Genomic DNA, 16,252 nt, shown 5'->3' on the forward strand with positions numbered 1-16,252 from the left:
GCTTCCCTTCTCCCGCGCGCGGGAGAAGGGAAGCGCGCCTTCACCCCGCCAGCGCCTGCTCGGCCGGCACCGCCAGCGTCCATTCGAATCCATCGGGCGGAAAGCCGATCGTCGCCTCGCCGCCGAGCGCCTGCGCGACGAGGCGCTTGATCACCTTATGGCCGAAGCCCTCGCTGGGCGATTCTGCGACGGCCGGACCGCCGAACTCGCGCCATTCGACGAGAAAACGCTCGTCATCGACACGCCAATGCAGCTCGATGCGCCCATCCGGCTGCGACAGCGAGCCATGCGTCAGAGCGTTCACGGCGAGCTCGTGCAGAGCGAGGCCGATGTTCTGCGCGGCCTCCGGCTTCAGCATCAGATCGGCGCCGCCGGCGCGCGTCTGCTCCTCGACGCAACCGGCGTCGAGGCAATAGGACAATTGCGCACGCGCGAGCTCGGCCATGGAGGCGCCGCGCCAATCCTGCGACACGAGCAGATCATGCGCCATGGAGAGCGCCTGCAGCCGCGCGGCGAATTTGCGCTGGAAATCCGCGAGCGACGGCGCGCCCGCGGCCGTCTGCCGCGCCATGGCCTGCACGACGGCGAGCAGATTCTTGGAGCGATGCACGAGCTCGCGCAGCAGCACATGGACATGATCCTCGCGCCGCTTGCGGTCGGTGATGTCGCGCGCCGTGCCGATGATGCGCGCCGCGCGTCCCGCTTCGAAGAAGGTGCGGCCACGCACGGCAATCCAGCGCTCCACGCCATCGGTCTGGCCGACGATGCGATATTCAGCCTCGTAATCGCCGAGCTGTCCAGGATCGAGCGCCGCCTGCACGGCCTCGCGCGTGCGCGCCTTGTCGTCCGGATGCAGCGCATTGCGGAAAATCTCGGAGCTGCCGGGAGCGTCGTCCGGCAGCGCCCATAGCGCGCGCACGCGCGCGTCGAGATGCACCTCGCCGGTGACGAGATCCCAATCCCAGATTCCGGTGAGGCTCGCGTCGAGCGCCATACGCATGCGCTCGAGCGCCAGAGTCTCGTCGCGATGGTCGCGCCGTTCCGGCGCGGACGCCTCGCTCATGCTGTCGATGTCCGTCAAGATCGACCTCTCGACGCCCGCCGCCCGCTTCGAGTGGCGGAAAGAATAACCGAAGCTGCGTCGGCGGGCGAGCGCCATCCGTCATTACGCGCGAAGCAAAGCGATCCAGCGCCGTGAGGCCTCCGGATCGCTGCGTCGCTTCGCGCCTCGCAATGACGATAGCACGAAGAAAACGCGTCGACGGGCGTCGCGGTTCCGGCCGTCACACATCCAATTCCATGGCGAAAGCGGCGCGCTCCTGAATGAAGGCGAAACGCGCCTCGGGCTTTGCGCCCATCAGCCGCTCGACGCAATCGGCCGTCTCCTCGCGCTCCTCGCCGGCGATCACGACCTTGAGCAGCGTGCGCTTCTTGGCGTCCATCGTGGTTTCCTTGAGCTGCGCCGGCATCATCTCGCCGAGGCCCTTGAAGCGGCTCGTCTCGATCTTGCCCTTGCCGTTCAGCACTTTTTTGACGAGCTCGTCGCGATGCGCATCGTCGCGCGCATAGACGGTCTTGGCACCTTGCGTCAGCTTGTAGAGCGGCGGAACGGCGAGATAGAGATGGCCGCCATCGATGAGCTTGGGCATTTGCCGGAAGAAGAAAGTGATGAGCAGCGACGCGATATGCGCGCCGTCGACATCGGCGTCGGTCATCACGATGATCTTGTCGTAACGCAGCTCCTCGTCGCGATAATGCGCGCCGACGCCGCAGCCGAGCGCCTGCACAAGATCGGCGAGCTGCTGATTCGCCGCGAGCTTTTCTCTGCCGGCCGAGGCGACGTTCAATATTTTGCCGCGCAGAGGCAGCACGGCCTGGCTGGCGCGGTCGCGCGCCGCCTTGGCGGAGCCGCCGGCCGAATCGCCCTCGACGATGAAAATCTCCGAGCCCTGCGACGAGGTGTTGGTGCAATCGGCGAGCTTGCCGGGCAGGCGCAATTTGCGCGTCGGCGATTTGCGCGCCTGCTCCTTCTCGGCGCGGCGGCGCAGGCGCTCCTCGGCGCGCTCCACCGCGAAATCGAGCAGCTTGATCGCCTGCGAGGGCGCGCCGGCGAGCCAATGATCGAAGGCGTCGCGCACCGCGCCTTCGACGAGGCGCGAAGCCTCGACATTCATCAGCCGCGTTTTGTTCTGGCCCTGAAATTCCGGCTCGCGAATGAACACTGAGATCATCGCCGCCGATTGACCCATCAGATCCTCGGCCGTCAAAAGCGCGGCGCGCTTGGCCTGGCCGATGCGCTCGCCGTGATCCTTCAGCCCGCGCAGCAGAGCGAGGCGGAAGCCCGCCTCATGCGTGCCGCCATCCGGCGTCGGAATGGTGTTGCAATAGGAATGGGAGAAGCCGTCCTCATTGGCGAACCAGGCGATCGCCCATTCGAGCGAGCCATGGCCGCCCTCGCGCTCCACCTTGCCGACGAAGGGCTGATCGGCGACCAGCTCCTTGCCCTCGGTCTCACGGGCGAGATAGTCGCGCAGCCCCCCCGGAAAACGCAGCACGGCCTCGGCCGGCACGTCGGAGCCGGGCTCGATCAGCTCCGGCGCGCAATGCCAGCGGATTTCGACGCCGCCGAAGAGATAGGCCTTGGAGCGCGACATGCGGAACAGCCGCGCCGGCCGCCAATGCGTCGCGGGGCCGAAAATCTCCGCATCCGGCTTGAAGCGCACCTTGGTGCCGCGGCGATTGGCGATGCGGCCCAATTGCTCGAGCTTGCCTTGCGGGATCCCGCGCGAAAAAATCTGTCGATAGAGCTGCTGGCCGGTCGCCACCTCCACCTCGACGCGCTCGGACAGCGCATTGACGACGGAGACGCCGACGCCATGCAGGCCGCCGGAGGTCTGATAGGCGCCCGAATCGAATTTGCCGCCGGCGTGCAGCACGGTCATGACCACTTCGAGCGCCGACTTCTTGGGGAATTTCGGATGCGGGCCGACGGGAATGCCGCGGCCATTGTCGACCACGGTGAGCCAGCCGCCAGGCTCGAGCGTGACCTCGATGAAGCTGGCGTGGCCGGCGACGGCCTCGTCCATGGCGTTGTCCAGCACCTCCGCGAAGAGGTGGTGCATGGCGGCTTCATCCTTGCCGCCGATATACATGCTCGGCCGCCGCCGGACGGGCTCGAGCCCCTCCAGCACCTCGATGGAGGCGGCGTCATATTCCGCCGGCGCCTTGGGCGCCCGCGGGACGGGAGCGGCGGCGGCGGGCTTGCGCTGCGCGCCGCCGAAGAGATCGTCGGATTTGGCCATGCGGGGGATTTTAGCGATTCGGGGGGGCGAACGCGAGTGGCGATGCCGCTGAGGCCAGCAGGAGGCGCCGTCGCCACGGCCGAGCCCCGGATTTGGCCCACTTTCTCCGCAATCCGGCCGCGCCCGTCGCGCCGCCCCTGCTCAGAAGGGCTTGCCCCCGCTCAGAAGGGCTTGGCGACGAGATACCCGTACCAATGTTCCAGAAAATCGCCGAGCGGCATTCGACCGCCATCCTCGGGAATCGTCCGTCCCACCTGCCCCCAGGTGTAGACCGAGAGACGGACGGTCTTGCCGCTGAGATCGATCGGCGAGCGAAGGACGACGATGTGGTTGCCTCTGTATGATTTGTCGGTGGGATCGACCAGAAGACGTGAGTTGATGCGCAGCACCACGCGATAGCCGTCACGAAAATATTTGTTCACGACGCCGATGTCGCCCGCGCCGCGACTGAGGACCAGATTGTCCTCGAAGTCGACGTCGGCGTATCCCGCCCTCTGGAACCAGTCGGCCATTTCGCCGAAAGTCGTGCTGCCGCGCGCCTCGACGGAATCATAATCGAAGATAAGCCGCTCCGAATCGCGGAGGCTCCCGCCCGTCAGCCAATCCCCCTGGCTCATCGGCGGCGTCGGAGCATATTTGCGACAATCGGGCCCCGGCTCGATTTCGAGTCCGCCGATCTTGGCTTTGCCCTTTTCATACAGATCGATCGCGAATTTCGCGTAAGTCGCCGGCGAGTCGAAGGCGAGACTGTAGAGAAACGCCACCGGCCCGCAGATGCCGGCGCTGCTTTGGTTGATGATGTTCGGATTGGCCACCCTCATCAGCAGATCGACGCCGACGACGTTGCGATCCAAATTCGGAAAATAGGGTCGCCCCGATCGCTCGAGGAAGGAGCAGATCATTTCCGCCGCATATTTCTGACGAAGGGTGGAAAAGATGATCGGCCCATAGCTGCTCAGCGCGGAGGCCAGATATTTCAACACCAGCAGCAAATGCTGCGACTGCGGTGATATCGACGCGGAGTTTCTGGCCACCTCGGCCATATCCGAAACCTCCTCGTCGGAGAGGTAGCCGTCGGCGAGAGCGGCGCGAAGCACATTCACGACCTCGAGATGCGACAACCGCTTGTCGTCGCCCAAAGCGGCGGAAAATGCATTGCGAATATTCCGGCTCTTTACCTTCTCCCAATCGATCGGCATCCAATGCTCCCTCGAGAAATCGCCCCCGACGACAATGCGGCAATGTGAAAACGCCGGATCGCGAGCGATCACTCCGCTCGCGCACGCGGCCGCCTGAGCCAGCAATTGATCGAAAAGCGACCATCGACGAAGTGCGCTGTCGCACAGCGCGTCGGCAAGACCTCGTGAGCAAGGAAGGATGGGAAAGCGACGAGCCGGTCGCAGAGCGGCGCAATATCCACAAACCCAGCGCCGGGCGGCGGCGCATGGACGCGCAGCTCGCCGCCTTCGAACCGCTTCGGCGACGCATGAAAATAATAGACGAGCGTGAGAATTCTCACACTGCCATGCCCGTCCGGCCGTCGCGGCGCATCGGCGTGGCGCTTGAAGAAGCCGCCGTCGCCATTCCAGACCATCTGGATTTCTTTTTTGGCCTCGTCGAGCGGCCCGGTCGCCAATTCGCGCGTCAGACGCTCGACGATCGCATCGACGGATTCGGAAAAGGCCGCGCGCAGCGGACCGAGCTCGAGCAGATGCTTGCAGTCGCGCACCGATTTGTCGACGCGCGCGCCCTCCTTGCTCGTATAGAAACCCGAGTCGTGAAACTCGCCTTCATGGGCGAGCGCCCAGTCCATGAGCTCGCGGACGCGCGCCTCGCCGAGGAAGCCGTCGATCGAGAGATGCGGAACCGGCGCGGGAGCCATTGGGCGAGGGTCCATTGTGGCGAGGGTCCATTGTGGCGCGATCATCGGCCCGCGCATCGCTTCGCGACGAGATCGATACGCGAGGGCGCCGATAGAGCACAAACTCGAGCCTCGGGGAAGACGCCGCCCTCAGCCATGCATCGCCGCAAATCTCGCCTTTCGCTCGGCAAAGCGCGGCGCGACGAAATCGACGAGTTCCGCTCCCGCCGTCTCCGGCCGGCCGGAGTCGAAAGGCGGCGTCGGCGCATATTCGATCGACAATTGGATCGCGCGCGCGACGCGCTCGCCGGCAATATCGGCCGCGACCGTCAATGCGAAATCAATTCCGGCCGTCACGCCGCCGCCGGTGATCACACGTCCGTCGCGCGCGACGCGCGACGCATCCGGCACGGCGCCGAACAATGGCAGAAGATCGCGCCAGGCCCAATGGCAGGCCGCGCGCTTGCCCTGCAACAGCCCCGCGGCGCCCAGAAGAAGCGAGCCATTGCAGACCGAGGTCACATAGCGCGCGCCCTGCGCGAGCCGGGCGATCTCGGCGAGAAATTCGCGATCGACGGAAGCCGCCTCGACGCCGGGGCCGCCGGGAACGCAGAGGAGATCGCAACGCTCCACTGTCGCCAGCGCGCGCGTCGAGCCGAATTCCAATCCGGTGTCGGAGGTCACAGCGCCGCCCTCGCGAGACGCGACGACGACCTCGGCGCCCGGCAATCGCGACAGCACCTCGAAGGGGCCGGTGAAATCGAGCTGCGTGAGGCGCGGAAAAATCGCGAACACGATGTGAAAGGGCCGATCGGACATGTGAGCCTCCCGAGTTGACGAAAACAATATGGCGCCGCTAGGCTCTGTCTGAAATGACAGTTTTCCCGCATTTTCAGACAAAGCCATGGCGCCGCGCGTTATCGCCTTTCTGATCTTCGACGACTTCCAGATCCTGGACGCCGCCGGGCCGATCGCCGCTTTCGAGATCGCCGCGCGCATCGCGCCCGGCGCCTATGCGACGAGGACGATCGCCGCCGCGCCGGGCCTCGTGCGCTCGTCTTCCGGCGTCGCCATCGCCGCCGCCAGCTTTGCCGCGGCGCGACGCTGCGACACGCTGCTCATCGCCGGCGGCCTTGGCGCGCGCGTCGCCGCCACGGATGCGGCGACTCTCGCTTTCGTGCAGAGAACGGCGGCCCGCGCGCGCCGCACGGCGAGCGTGTGCTCCGGCGCCTATGTGCTCGCGGCGGCGGGCCTTCTCGACGACCGCAGAGCGACGACGCATTGGAGCCGCAGTCGCGACTTTCAGCGACGATTTCCCAAGGTTCGGCTGGAGCCGGATTTGATCTTCGTGCGCGACGGGCCGATCTGGAGCTCGGCCGGCATAACGGCGGGCATCGATCTCGCTTTGGCGATGATCTGCGACGATCTCGGCGAGGATGTCGCGCGCGCTGTCGCGCGGCAGCTCGTCGTCTATCATCGACGGCCGGGCGGCCAGTCGCAATTCTCGGCCTTGCTGGAATTGGAGAGCCGGCAGGACAAATTCGCGACGCTGCTGCGCTGGGCGAGCGAGCGGCTGCAGGAGCGTCTGGCGGTGGAGGATCTCGCCGGAGAGGTCGCGATGAGCCCGCGCAATTTCGCGCGCGCTTTTTTGCGCGCGACCGGCGTCACGCCGGCCAAGGCGATCGAACGCCTGCGCCTCGACAAAGCGAAAAGCGAGCTGGAAGCGAACGGCGGCTCGATCGAGAGCATCGCGCGCGAAAGCGGCTTTTGCGATCCGGAACGGATGCGGCGGGCGTTTCTGCGCGTCTATGGCCAGCCGCCGCAGGCGTTCCGGCGCGGGGGGGCGCGGCGGCATGAAGGGGACGCGCTCATCGCGAACGCGCCTTTTTGTCGACGGCGGAAAATCGAAAGTTCCTCCTGAACCAAAATCCCTGCGATGAATTCAAAAACACACCGTCGGCCCTTCGATCTTTTACGCAGGCCATTGACGAGAAAAGGTGTTTTTATGCCGATCCGAGGGACCGTCACCCGGGCTCCCTCCCCTTTCCGATCCGCGCTTCGCGAATTTCGACGAATAGGCGACGCTACGCGCCCGGTTCCAGCGGCTCCTACGCTCAAAGGGACGCCCCACCTGAAGGAACCTGGGAGTCTCTGGTCCAGTCTCTATGCGCGGCATCGATGGATGTGAGAGACTGCGGCGCAGGAATCAGTGGAGTCACCCTATGAGTGCCGGGCAAGACCTGAGGAACATAGTCGGAAAGCGGAAATTTTCGACCGTTCTGGCCGACCCGCCATGGCGCTTTCAGAACAAAACCGGCAAAGTCGCGCCCGAACACAAAAGGCTGAGCCGATACGGGACGATGAGTCTCGCGGAAATTAGCGCGCTCCCTGTTCAGGATGTCGTTGCTCCAACTGCGCATCTCTACCTATGGGTTCCGAATGCTCTGCTACCAGAAGGCCTCGAAGTGATGAGGGCGTGGGGCTTTACCTACAAGGCGAATGTCGTTTGGCATAAAGTGCGGAAGGACGGCGTCTGAACCGCGCCGGGATCGCCGGAGGCCATTTCGTTTGAGTCACGCCGCGATGGCTGGCTCCTCGATTTACGCGTAATAGCGCGCTTCGGCTTCGGCCGGCGGCATGTCGCCGATCGGCTCCAGCAGTCTCCGATTGTTGAACCAGTCGACCCATTCGAGTGTGGCGAATTCGACGGCCTCGAAGCTCCGCCACGACCCGCGGCGCCAGATCACCTCGGCCTTGTAGAGTCCATTGACCATCTCGGCGAGCGCATTGTCGTAGCTGTCGCCGACGCTGCCGACGGAGGGCTCGACGCCGGCCTCGGCGAGGCGCTCCGTGTATTTGATCGAGACATATTGAACGCCGCGATCACTGTGATGCACGAGGCCGCCGCCGTGGACCGGCCGGCGATCGTGCAACGCCTGCTCGAGCGCATCGAGCACGAAGCCCGCATGCGCCGTGCGCGAGGAGCGCCAGCCGACGATCCGCCGAGCGAAGGCGTCGATGACGAAAGCCACATAGACGAAGCCTTGCCAGGTGGAGACATAGGGGTGAGTAGGCCGAGGGAGTTCCACCCTCGGCCCCTCGCAGAGGCGTGCCGTTTCTCGCTCTCGTCCTCCCCGCCGCCCGCGCCTCGCTCGAATTCGCCTCGGCGGCGGTCCGAACTCCGGCCGGCGCGGCGCTGATCGCTTTCGGCACCGCTTGGCTCTCGGGGCAATCGCTCGACAGCTACAGATATTTTTATTCGGGGAGAGAGCAATTCGCCGACGGCGTGCGGCGCTATTTGGCCGATCCGAGCGGCTTCAAGGCGAGCTATCCCGACGCGGCGAAATTTCTGAGGGACGCGATCAACTCCAATCCCGAGATCCGGAAAATTCTCATGTTGTCCCAGGCGGACCCTGGCTCAGCGCTGGCGTGACGACGGCCGATGATGAAGACCGAAAAGCCCTTTTTCGAGGGTGCGGAAAAGCTGTTCGCGCTCGGAACAGCTTTTGCGGATGTGTGGAACCAAAAAGACGCCATCACCAGCTACAATTAGTTGATCCGTAATAGGTCGAGCAACGTATCGAACCATGCGATAATTGATTCTGCTGCAATGAGTTTATTACATTCTGTAAATTCTGACGTTCGCGCTAATCCGACTATAGTCTGAATTTATCTGCTTTCAATCTATACATTATTATATAATGTTTTGAAATTACTTTAGATATTCTGAAATTTAAGTTCATATATACAAGTGTATCGATATTCTGCGACTATCCTATCGCGAACCCCCTCCACATATCTTCTTATTATCTCGTCTTGCGCCCGCTTTTCCGATTCTACGGTTTCTTTTTCCATAGCTATTTCTTCGGTAGATTTGCATCCGAAGAGAGCAATGACGATCGCCAACAGCGCGACCGCGCGAATGATCTTCATCGGCGTCCCCGGCTTTTGTGCATCGCGCCGCGCGCTGCTTTTTCCTCGACGTCTCAAGGATCGGCGCGAAATGCGTAAATGGCAGCGAGACGACGCGAGGCAGGGCATCGCGCATAGTTAGGAGAACTTCGGAGTATCCAGTTAGCTCGGGTCGAAGCCGAGCACGTGTGCCTGGTGTTCGAGGCGGATGGCCGATTGAACTGGCGATCGCCATGGCATCAATCGCGATGACGAGTTATCAAGCTACGAGGCGTCAGCTGACCGGAAGGAGGACGAAGGCGAAGAGCTGAGCGCCAGTCCAAAGTCTGGCAAGCAAAAGAACGCTGCGAGAAGAATGCCGGTCGCAACGACGATGAGGCCGCCGAGCTTGATCGTCATGCGCAATTCGAGTTCGCGGATATCCGAGCGAAGGGCGGCGACTTTGCTCTCGAGGTCCGCTTTCGTCGCCAGCTCCTGGCCCGTGGCGTCGGCAAAGGCCTCGGCGGCGGCGCTCGCCTGATCTGGCGTGAAGCCGCCGGCCTCGAGCCGCCGGGCAAATTTCAGCGTGTCGAAAGCGACGGCGGTCACGGCTCTTCCTCCTTGGGCGCGCTTGCAATATGGCCCGGCTGCGCTCTCGCGTCCAGCGCAGCGCTCTTCCTCAGCCGCACTCCTGCGCCCCCGCCGTTCTCGGGAATGAACTCTACGCCGGCCGCTTCGAGGGCGGAGCGGATGGCGTGCCTTGCTTCACAGTATGGCGTCGGGTTCATCATCATCGACCTCTGGCGGAACCCGTGAGTTCGACGCCGATCGCTCGAAGGGCTTTATGACGATATCTCCGTCTCGTTCCCCCCGGACGCGCCAGAGCGTGCCGGTTCGAGCGTGCTGATTTTCTGCGGCCCGAATAGCGCGCGCCACATCGGCTTGCGTGAACCGAGCTGGCTGGCGGCTCATCTGGCCGATCCGCGGCCGGTGTGGCTCATAGGGGCGCTACTCGTCATTCTCTGCATTCAAAAATCCTCGACCGCGATCATCGCGCTTGTGGGCCGGGCTTCCGTAGCCTGACACCTGCTCCGCCGCCATTCTCGGCGATGAATTCCACGCCCGCCGCTTCGAGAGCAGAGCGGACCTTCGCCAAGGCATCGGCGCTCACGCCTTGGCCAACGGAAATGCCGGCTCGAATGCCTTCCAGCCGCTTGAGCGTCTCGACCGAAACGCCAGCGGATTGGGCCAAATCCGCTTGCGACAAGCTCAGCATCGCTCGGGCTCCGCGGAGCTGCGAAGGGGTGATGTTTATTGCGTATGACATTTTCAGGTTGACACTTTAAGGTCTATAAGATACATAAATAGGTATACCCGAACAGGGTCATTAACGCAACCCGCCGCCGAAGCCATGCGCTTCGGCGAACGGCCCCGGCTTGTCATTGCGGAGAAGTCATATGGACTGGAAAATTCAGGCGGAATTGCTCCTCCTCGCCCCTTTCGCCCTCGTGGCCCTCCCCTTCCTCACGGTCGAGACGGCGCGCGTCGTCGCCGCCATTCGCCGGGGCTGAGCCGCCATGTCCGCCGCCTTCGATCGCGCCGCCATCATGCGCGCAGCTCACTTCACGGCGAAATGGCGCGTGCGACGGTCGGCGGCTCCTACCGCCAGTGGCTCGCCAAGGCGCTGGCGGTTGAGTGGAAGAGAGCCAAGACGTCGCGCCTGCTCGCGGCGAAGCGGCTGGGTCTCACGCATGTGCCGGTCCATGTCGTGGCGAACCTGACGCCGGAGCAGGCGCGCGCCTATCGCCTCGCCGACAATCGGACGGGCGAGGAAAGCCGCTGGAATCCCGGCGCACTCGATTTCGAGCTGCGCGAGCTCGGCGCCGTCGGCTTCGATCTCAAGCTCGCCGGCTTCGATCCGGTCAAACTGCCAGGCGAGCCACCGCAGTTCGAGACGGTGAGCTTCGACGCGGTGAAGCCGCTCGACGAAAAGAAGGCGGTCGCCTGTCCGAACTGCGGGCATCGGTTCCAGCCGTCATGACGCTGCGTCTCGACTGGGCCGGCTACGACGCCGCGACCTATGCCTGTCGGCATTGGCACTATTCGCGCACGGCGCCGGCCGGCCGGCTGATCGTAATCGGCGTGTGGGAGGCGGAAGCCTTCAAGGGCGTCGTGATCTTCAGCCGCGGCGCGACGCCGAGGATCGGCTCGCCCTATGGGCTGACACAGTTGGAGGTCTGCGACCCGCGCGAAGTGCCGCATGACTGGCGTGCCGCTGGCCTTCGCAGGGCTGTGGGAAAGCTGGCGCGATCCCGAGACCGAGGAGACCACCCTCTTCCCGACGATCATCGTAGGCGCAGCAAACGAATGGATGATCCGGTTTCATGATCGCATGCCCGTGCTACTTGAGCCGGTTCCGTCCGGCTCCAGGCGCGCTGCTTTCGGCACCTGGGAATGACGCGCTACGGGAGCGGACCGTCTCGTCCCGGGTGGGTCGCTCTGGACTCGGCGACGACGATCCTGCGCTCACTGAGCCTTATATCGCGCTTAGCTCCCATCAACCGATGTCGCTGTCGCGGCCGCCGGTTAACTCCCAAGTCTTGAAGTCTGGTCGAGCGTTGCGAATCACGATCGCGCGCACGGCTTGCTTGCAAATCTCAAGTCCACGAGAAGCGCATTGCTCATCGGTCAATATTTGCTCCGGCTTCCGCGCAATTCCATGGACCACTTTACTACGGAGATCGTAAAGCTTACCGACTTCTCGCCGGATATCGCGGCGTTCTTCGAGGGTCGAGCCAAGTAGGAGAGCGGCACGCACTCGGAGTTTATGGGTAAGTTCCTTTGGGTCGTCATCCCCCAATAACGCCTCAAGACAAATGCCACAATCGATGGCCCTGTCGCCCGGAGATCGTCGTCTCCGAGCCAGATTGAGACGATCGATTGCGACGTCCAAAGACCTTCGGAACGATTCATCCATATCGAGATAGCGTTCCGCCCAGGCGAGCGCCTCTTCGTCGACGTTCAGAGGTAATCCATCTTTCAACGCTCCATCGAATTGGGACGGCATCCACATCCGACCGATCTCAGCGCGCATTAATTCCGGATCGACAAAATCTGTCCATGAAATGCCCACTACAGCTGCACCATCATTGGTGAGCGTGAAAGCGCGCGCTGCGTCCAAGAGCGCGAAATTGGCGGCGGTCTCAAGCCCTAACCGGTAGTCCGGGTCAATCGAGCCCTGGACTGTGCCCAGATCGTAAACCGCAATCGTCGGCGGCATGATCCAGGCGATGTCTACAAGCTCAAAAGAATTTCGAGAAAGCGCTCGGATGTTTGGTGAATCCGGGGCGGCGGCAAGAGGGAAAAGACGAATTTGGTTGGAAAGGCTTATCGGCCGCTGTACGTTCAGGCCGTGCATTACTGCAACCGCGTGGAGCCTAGTATCGTCGATTTTGAATAGCCTATGAAGCCACGTAACCGCAGTTGAAGCACTGTACTCCAACATCATTGCAAAAAGTCCATTTTTTACATGCATCGGATGGAGATTCAGCTGCTTTATTCCGAAGAAAACATTGCGCCTTGACCGAACACAGGATGTTTCGCAAGAGCTACGGCTATCGCACCGGTGATTTCTTGGTGGACTTGTTTAGGCAGATCCGGACTGACGTTGGCTACCGCTTGCCTAGCATCATTGTATGAATAGAACCGTCCTGCGTGTTCGCGCAGCCGCTCAAGTTCTTCGATAAGAGCTTCGTCGTTCATGTTTTCAAATACCGCAAAAACCGCACTGCAAGAAGGCGCTCTTCGGTGCCGATTAGCCCCATGCAGCATAACGGCGGCACGGAAGAAATTCGATCCTGCCGAGAACCACGCCCGGACTCTGCGAGAACCCTATCGTCCTCGGCGACCTCGACTGAACCGACGAGCCACAGGACGGAGGTTCCGTGCCATTTGAGTGAGTCGGATGGATTCGCGAGAGGCAAGCGACGAAAATACGTCGAACAAAACGCGATTGAAATGTGCCGACTCTCGTGCCGATGCGAACCGCTTCCGTTCGCGCCCATTGCGCCATATGCGGACGCCAAAATTGACATAAGTCGTTGATCTGGCGGAAGGGGTGGGATTCGAACCCACGGTGAAGTTTCCCCCACGGCGGTTTTCAAGACCGCTGCCTTAAACCACTCGGCCACCCTTCCGAACCCGAGGAGCCAGACCGGCCCCGCGCGCGGCTCAGCCTATCGCTTCTCTCTCGCCGCGCGTCAACCGGTTGGCGCGCCGCTCGGGGCCGCGGGCGGCCTAGCGGAACCAGACATAGACGATCGAAGCCGTCAGAGCGAGGACGAGACCGATGATCGCATTGCGAAGAAAACCGCCTTCGAACTCCTCCATCCTCTCCCTCCCTCGAGCCGTCGCGTCGATTCGACGCATTTCTAAAACTGCATTCAACGCTGAGAATAGCCTCGAGAACGGTTGATTCCCAGGGTCCGCTCTCAATCTGGAGCCCGGCGAAGGCCGGGCTCTTTCTTTTGCGGGGGCGGCCGAGCGGCGCCTGCGACGACACGATACACCAATTCGCGGCCCCGCCCTGCCCCAGCGACCGCCCTGCCCCGGCGCCTCGCTCGCCGCGGCCCGATGCGCTAAAGTCCGCCTGCATCTCGGGAAAACCTCATGCCGCTCTATTTCGCCTATGGCGCCAATTTGGACGTCTCCGCAATGGCCGCGCGCTGCCCCAAATCGCGGCCGCTCGGCCTCGGCCGGCTCGCACGCTATCGCTTCGCCATTCAGGAGACCGGCTTCGCCACCGTCGTCCCGGATGCGCGCGCGCAGGTCCATGGCCTGCTCTACGACCTCGCCATGGCGGATGTTCCGGCGCTCGACCGTTACGAGGAGGTCGGCCGCGGGCTCTACCGCAAGGTGGTGCAGCCGGTGCTGCGCGCGCCCGTGGGCTCGGCGCGGGCGCTCGTCTATCTCGGGACGGCGGCGCGCGAGGGCGCCCCGGCGCCTGGCTATGTCGAGAACATCGTCGCCTCGGCGCAGGCGCTCGGCCTGCCTGCCGCCTATATCGCCTTTCTGGAGAGCCTCGCGCCCTCCGCGCAGCAGAGGATGAGCCGAAGATGAGCGCCTTCCCCGTTCCGACCGTCCACACGCTCGCCGAGCTGCGCGAGCGCGTCGCGCAATGGCGCGCGCGCGGCGAGCGCGTCGGCTTCGTCCCCACCATGGGCGCGCTGCACGCGGGCCATCTCTCGCTGGTCGAGGAGGCGCGGCGGCGCGCCCGCCGCGTGATGGTCTCGGTCTTCGTCAATCCCACGCAATTTTCCGCCGGCGAGGATTTCGAGCGCTATCCGCGCACGCTCGCCGCCGATGTCGAGACGCTCGCCCGCGTCGACGCCGATCTCTGCTATGCGCCCGCAGTGGAGGAAATCTATCCGCCGGGCTTCGCCACCTCCGTCGCCGTGGGCGGGCCGGCGATCGCCGATCTCGAGGATCATTTCCGGCCGACGCATTTTGCCGGCGTCGCGCTCGTCGTCGCCAAGCTCTTGAACCAGGCGGATTGCGACGTCGCCGTTTTCGGCGAGAAGGATTATCAGCAATTGCTGGTCATCCGCCGCCTCGCGCGCGATCTCGATTTGCGCGCGGAGATCGTCGGCGCGCCCACGCTGCGCGAGGACGACGGCCTCGCAATGTCCTCGCGCAACATCTATCTCTCGAAGGAGGAGCGCCGCATCGCCCCCGCACTGCACCGCGCATTGACGGACGCGGCGCGGCTCATCGCCGAGGGCGAGCCGATCGGCCATGTGATGGCGCAAGCGCGCGAGCAAATCGCGGCGAAAGGCTTCGTCATCGATTATCTCGAGGCGCGCCACGCCGAGACGCTGGCGCGCGTCGCTCGCCGCCAGGACGGGCCGATCCGCCTGCTGGTCGCAGCAAAGCTCGGCGCGACGCGGCTCATCGACAATGTCGCCGTCGAGACTCTGTGATGAGCGAAGAACGCCTCGTTTTCCGCATCATCGTGCGCGGACGCGTGCAAGGCGTCGGCTTTCGCGCTTTTGTCGCGCGGGCGGCGGCGACCCTCGCGCTCGCCGGCTGGGCGCGCAATTGCGACGATGGCGCGGTGGAGATCGTCGCCGCCGGCCCTCGCGACGCGCTCGATGCGCTGGTCGAAGCGGCGCGGCGCGGGCCCGCCTTCGCGCGCGTCGACGATCTTCGCCGCGAGGAGGCGAGCGAGGCCGCGCTCGTCGAGCGGCGCGGCGATGTGGAGTTCTGACCCATGGCTCTGCGGAGCGACGAGGATTTCGATGCGCTCGCGGCAGCCTTCGCCGATCTGACGACGCGCGCCGGCGCGATCGCCATGGCGGTTCTCGCCTCCCCTGCCATCGACGCGCGCGCGAAAAAAGATGCGAGCCCGGTCTGCGAGGCGGATGAGAAGATCGAAGCCTTTCTCACCCCGCTTCTCGCCGAGCTGCTGCCGGGCGTCCCCATCGTCGCGGAGGAGGCCGCCGCCGCGGGCGCCGATTTCGCCCGCGCCGAGACCTTCCTGCTCGTCGATCCGCTCGACGGCACGCGCGAGTTTCTGGCGCGCAGCGGCGAGTTCACCATCAATATCGGCCTCATCGTCGCGGGCGCGCCGCACGCCGGCGCGGTCTACGCTCCGGCTCTGGGGCAATTATGGTTCGCCGGCGCGCGCGCCTTCGCCGCCGATGCGGAGCCCGGCCAGCCGGCGCCGCCGCGCGAAGCCTGGCGCCCCTTGCGCGTACGTGCGCTTCCTGCCGAGGGGCCGACGGCGCTGGTCAGCCGCTCGCATCTCGACGCGGCGACGAAGGCCTTTCTGGAGACGCATCGCGTCGCCGCCACGCACGACGTCGGCTCCTCGATCAAATTCTGCCGTCTGGCGGAGGGCGTCGCCGATCTCTATCCGCGCTTCGGCCCGACGATGGAATGGGACACTGCGGCCGGCGACGCGGTGCTGCGCGCGGCGGGAGGCGGCGTCGTCGACCCTTCGGGCCGCCCGCTCGTCTATGGCAAGGCGGACGAGGCCTATCGCAACGGACCCTTCATCGCTTTCGGCGACGCCGCCGCCGCAAGACTTTATTAAGGACGCGGCGAGATTCTCTCTTCTGCGAAGAGGCGCCGCGCAGGCGCCACAGGCGCGACACGATCGCAGCGAAACTTCAGCGGACTGATTCGCATCCGCCGCAAC

At 64.1% G+C, this 16,252-nt stretch carries 19 protein-coding genes, 1 tRNA gene and 1 pseudogene; 10 read left to right on the top strand and 11 right to left on the bottom strand.

Annotation, left to right across the window (positions count from 1 at the left end; translation table 11 throughout):
* Window positions 1-40 precede the first annotated feature (40 nt).
* The 5 genes from IY145_RS05020 to IY145_RS05040 all read right to left on the bottom strand — a co-directional run bounded on the left by IY145_RS05020 (window position 41) and on the right by IY145_RS05040 (window position 5,982).
* Window positions 41-1,081 (bottom strand): sensor histidine kinase, encoded by a 1,041-nt coding sequence (locus IY145_RS05020; protein ID WP_196407203.1) that lies wholly within the window; start codon window positions 1,079-1,081, stop codon window positions 41-43.
* Between the two features lie 202 nt (window positions 1,082-1,283).
* Complete coding sequence (gene parE, locus IY145_RS05025; RefSeq protein ID WP_196407204.1) at window positions 1,284-3,302, bottom strand: DNA topoisomerase IV subunit B; 2,019 nt, start codon at window positions 3,300-3,302, stop codon at window positions 1,284-1,286.
* A gap of 161 nt (window positions 3,303-3,463) precedes the next feature.
* Window positions 3,464-4,501: a hypothetical protein gene (locus IY145_RS05030; protein ID WP_196407205.1), complete on the bottom strand. Its 1,038-nt coding sequence runs from the start codon at window positions 4,499-4,501 to the stop codon at window positions 3,464-3,466.
* A 68-nt stretch (window positions 4,502-4,569) separates the two neighbouring features.
* Entirely contained in the window at window positions 4,570-5,184 is a 615-nt protein-coding gene (locus tag IY145_RS05035; protein WP_196407206.1) for a 2OG-Fe(II) oxygenase, read from the bottom strand.
* 129 nt (window positions 5,185-5,313) lie between these two features.
* The gene (locus tag IY145_RS05040; protein ID WP_196407207.1) at window positions 5,314-5,982 is read right to left on the bottom strand and encodes a DJ-1/PfpI family protein; all 669 of its coding nucleotides are present in this window, start codon (window positions 5,980-5,982) and stop codon (window positions 5,314-5,316) included.
* An 85-nt stretch (window positions 5,983-6,067) separates the two neighbouring features.
* Here IY145_RS05040 and IY145_RS05045 point away from each other — a divergent pair, with 85 nt between their 5' ends.
* A complete protein-coding gene (locus tag IY145_RS05045; protein WP_196407208.1) occupies window positions 6,068-7,084 on the top strand; it encodes a GlxA family transcriptional regulator in 1,017 nt (338 codons plus the stop codon).
* A 301-nt stretch (window positions 7,085-7,385) separates the two neighbouring features.
* Window positions 7,386-7,700 carry an MT-A70 family methyltransferase gene (locus tag IY145_RS05050; RefSeq protein ID WP_210332619.1) on the top strand — a complete coding sequence of 105 codons (315 nt, stop codon included), beginning with the start codon at window positions 7,386-7,388 and terminating at the stop codon, window positions 7,698-7,700.
* Between the two features lie 63 nt (window positions 7,701-7,763).
* Here IY145_RS05050 and IY145_RS05055 read toward each other — a convergent pair.
* A pseudogene (locus IY145_RS05055) lies at window positions 7,764-8,225 on the bottom strand (IS3 family transposase); the annotation flags it as partial.
* A 47-nt stretch (window positions 8,226-8,272) separates the two neighbouring features.
* Between IY145_RS05055 and IY145_RS05060 the strand changes: the two are divergent.
* Window positions 8,273-8,596 (top strand): hypothetical protein, encoded by a 324-nt coding sequence (locus tag IY145_RS05060; RefSeq protein ID WP_196407209.1) that lies wholly within the window; start codon window positions 8,273-8,275, stop codon window positions 8,594-8,596.
* A gap of 459 nt (window positions 8,597-9,055) precedes the next feature.
* Window positions 9,056-9,217 carry a hypothetical protein gene (locus IY145_RS05065; protein WP_196407210.1) on the top strand — a complete coding sequence of 54 codons (162 nt, stop codon included), beginning with the start codon at window positions 9,056-9,058 and terminating at the stop codon, window positions 9,215-9,217.
* A 122-nt stretch (window positions 9,218-9,339) separates the two neighbouring features.
* On the opposite strand, the gene IY145_RS05070 is transcribed toward IY145_RS05065, so the two are convergent.
* Together IY145_RS05070 and IY145_RS05075 are read right to left on the bottom strand one after the other, a co-directional pair.
* On the bottom strand, window positions 9,340-9,663 hold the full coding sequence (locus IY145_RS05070; protein ID WP_312030557.1) for a DUF1640 domain-containing protein: 324 nt from the start codon (window positions 9,661-9,663) through the stop codon (window positions 9,340-9,342).
* A gap of 439 nt (window positions 9,664-10,102) precedes the next feature.
* The gene (locus tag IY145_RS05075; protein ID WP_196407211.1) at window positions 10,103-10,330 is read right to left on the bottom strand and encodes a transcriptional regulator; all 228 of its coding nucleotides are present in this window, start codon (window positions 10,328-10,330) and stop codon (window positions 10,103-10,105) included.
* Window positions 10,331-10,687: 357 nt separating this feature from the next.
* Here IY145_RS05075 and IY145_RS05080 point away from each other — a divergent pair, with 357 nt between their 5' ends.
* Together IY145_RS05080 and IY145_RS25615 are read left to right on the top strand one after the other, a co-directional pair.
* Window positions 10,688-11,095, top strand: a complete 408-nt coding sequence (locus IY145_RS05080; protein WP_196407212.1) for a hypothetical protein — start codon at window positions 10,688-10,690, stop codon at window positions 11,093-11,095.
* Between the two features lie 219 nt (window positions 11,096-11,314).
* Window positions 11,315-11,512: an SOS response-associated peptidase family protein gene (locus IY145_RS25615; protein ID WP_246721786.1), complete on the top strand. Its 198-nt coding sequence runs from the start codon at window positions 11,315-11,317 to the stop codon at window positions 11,510-11,512.
* Between the two features lie 99 nt (window positions 11,513-11,611).
* On the opposite strand, the gene IY145_RS25620 is transcribed toward IY145_RS25615, so the two are convergent.
* From IY145_RS25620 to IY145_RS05095, 3 genes are all read right to left on the bottom strand, one after another.
* The gene (locus IY145_RS25620; protein WP_246721789.1) at window positions 11,612-12,472 is read right to left on the bottom strand and encodes a HEPN domain-containing protein; all 861 of its coding nucleotides are present in this window, start codon (window positions 12,470-12,472) and stop codon (window positions 11,612-11,614) included.
* Window positions 12,473-12,609: 137 nt separating this feature from the next.
* Window positions 12,610-12,816 carry a hypothetical protein gene (locus IY145_RS05090; RefSeq protein ID WP_196407213.1) on the bottom strand — a complete coding sequence of 69 codons (207 nt, stop codon included), beginning with the start codon at window positions 12,814-12,816 and terminating at the stop codon, window positions 12,610-12,612.
* A gap of 344 nt (window positions 12,817-13,160) precedes the next feature.
* A tRNA-Ser gene (locus tag IY145_RS05095) sits at window positions 13,161-13,250 on the bottom strand.
* Between the two features lie 472 nt (window positions 13,251-13,722).
* On the opposite strand from IY145_RS05095, the gene IY145_RS05100 reads away from it, so the two are divergent.
* The 4 genes from IY145_RS05100 to cysQ are packed head-to-tail and all read left to right on the top strand — an operon-like array spanning window position 13,723 to window position 16,147.
* Window positions 13,723-14,172 (top strand): gamma-glutamylcyclotransferase family protein, encoded by a 450-nt coding sequence (locus tag IY145_RS05100; RefSeq protein ID WP_196407214.1) that lies wholly within the window; start codon window positions 13,723-13,725, stop codon window positions 14,170-14,172.
* The gene (gene panC / locus IY145_RS05105) at window positions 14,169-15,032 is read left to right on the top strand and encodes a pantoate--beta-alanine ligase (RefSeq protein WP_196407215.1); all 864 of its coding nucleotides are present in this window, start codon (window positions 14,169-14,171) and stop codon (window positions 15,030-15,032) included. Before IY145_RS05100 ends, panC begins: the two co-directional genes overlap by 4 nt.
* Complete coding sequence (locus IY145_RS05110) at window positions 15,032-15,319, top strand: acylphosphatase (protein ID WP_196407216.1); 288 nt, start codon at window positions 15,032-15,034, stop codon at window positions 15,317-15,319. The genes panC and IY145_RS05110 overlap by 1 nt, the downstream gene beginning before the upstream one ends.
* Window positions 15,320-15,322: 3 nt before the next feature.
* Window positions 15,323-16,147: a 3'(2'),5'-bisphosphate nucleotidase CysQ gene (cysQ, locus tag IY145_RS05115; RefSeq protein WP_196407217.1), complete on the top strand. Its 825-nt coding sequence runs from the start codon at window positions 15,323-15,325 to the stop codon at window positions 16,145-16,147.
* The last annotated feature ends 105 nt before the right edge of the window (window positions 16,148-16,252 follow it).

The organism is Methylosinus sp. H3A (genome assembly GCF_015709455.1).
Lineage (GTDB): Bacteria > Pseudomonadota > Alphaproteobacteria > Rhizobiales > Beijerinckiaceae > Methylosinus.

Bases quoted from the DNA above. Each gene is read 5' to 3' on its own strand.
- IY145_RS05110 (WP_196407216.1), top strand. From the start codon at position 15,032: ATGAGCGAAGAACGCCTCGTTTTCCGCATCATCGTGCGCGGACGCGTG.
- IY145_RS25615 (WP_246721786.1), top strand. From the start codon at position 11,315: ATGACTGGCGTGCCGCTGGCCTTCGCAGGGCTGTGGGAAAGCTGGCGC.
- cysQ (WP_196407217.1), top strand. From the start codon at position 15,323: ATGGCTCTGCGGAGCGACGAGGATTTCGATGCGCTCGCGGCAGCCTTC.
- IY145_RS05090 (WP_196407213.1), bottom strand. From the start codon at position 12,816: ATGAACGACGAAGCTCTTATCGAAGAACTTGAGCGGCTGCGCGAACAC.
- panC (WP_196407215.1), top strand. From the start codon at position 14,169: ATGAGCGCCTTCCCCGTTCCGACCGTCCACACGCTCGCCGAGCTGCGC.
- IY145_RS25620 (WP_246721789.1), bottom strand. From the start codon at position 12,472: ATGCACGGCCTGAACGTACAGCGGCCGATAAGCCTTTCCAACCAAATT.
- IY145_RS05035 (WP_196407206.1), bottom strand. From the start codon at position 5,184: ATGGCTCCCGCGCCGGTTCCGCATCTCTCGATCGACGGCTTCCTCGGC.
- IY145_RS05030 (WP_196407205.1), bottom strand. From the start codon at position 4,501: ATGCCGATCGATTGGGAGAAGGTAAAGAGCCGGAATATTCGCAATGCA.
- IY145_RS05075 (WP_196407211.1), bottom strand. From the start codon at position 10,330: ATGCTGAGCTTGTCGCAAGCGGATTTGGCCCAATCCGCTGGCGTTTCG.
- IY145_RS05080 (WP_196407212.1), top strand. From the start codon at position 10,688: ATGGCGCGTGCGACGGTCGGCGGCTCCTACCGCCAGTGGCTCGCCAAG.
- IY145_RS05050 (WP_210332619.1), top strand. From the start codon at position 7,386: ATGAGTGCCGGGCAAGACCTGAGGAACATAGTCGGAAAGCGGAAATTT.
- parE (WP_196407204.1), bottom strand. From the start codon at position 3,302: ATGGCCAAATCCGACGATCTCTTCGGCGGCGCGCAGCGCAAGCCCGCC.
- IY145_RS05045 (WP_196407208.1), top strand. From the start codon at position 6,068: ATGGCGCCGCGCGTTATCGCCTTTCTGATCTTCGACGACTTCCAGATC.
- IY145_RS05040 (WP_196407207.1), bottom strand. From the start codon at position 5,982: ATGTCCGATCGGCCCTTTCACATCGTGTTCGCGATTTTTCCGCGCCTC.
- IY145_RS05100 (WP_196407214.1), top strand. From the start codon at position 13,723: ATGCCGCTCTATTTCGCCTATGGCGCCAATTTGGACGTCTCCGCAATG.
- IY145_RS05065 (WP_196407210.1), top strand. From the start codon at position 9,056: ATGACGATCGCCAACAGCGCGACCGCGCGAATGATCTTCATCGGCGTC.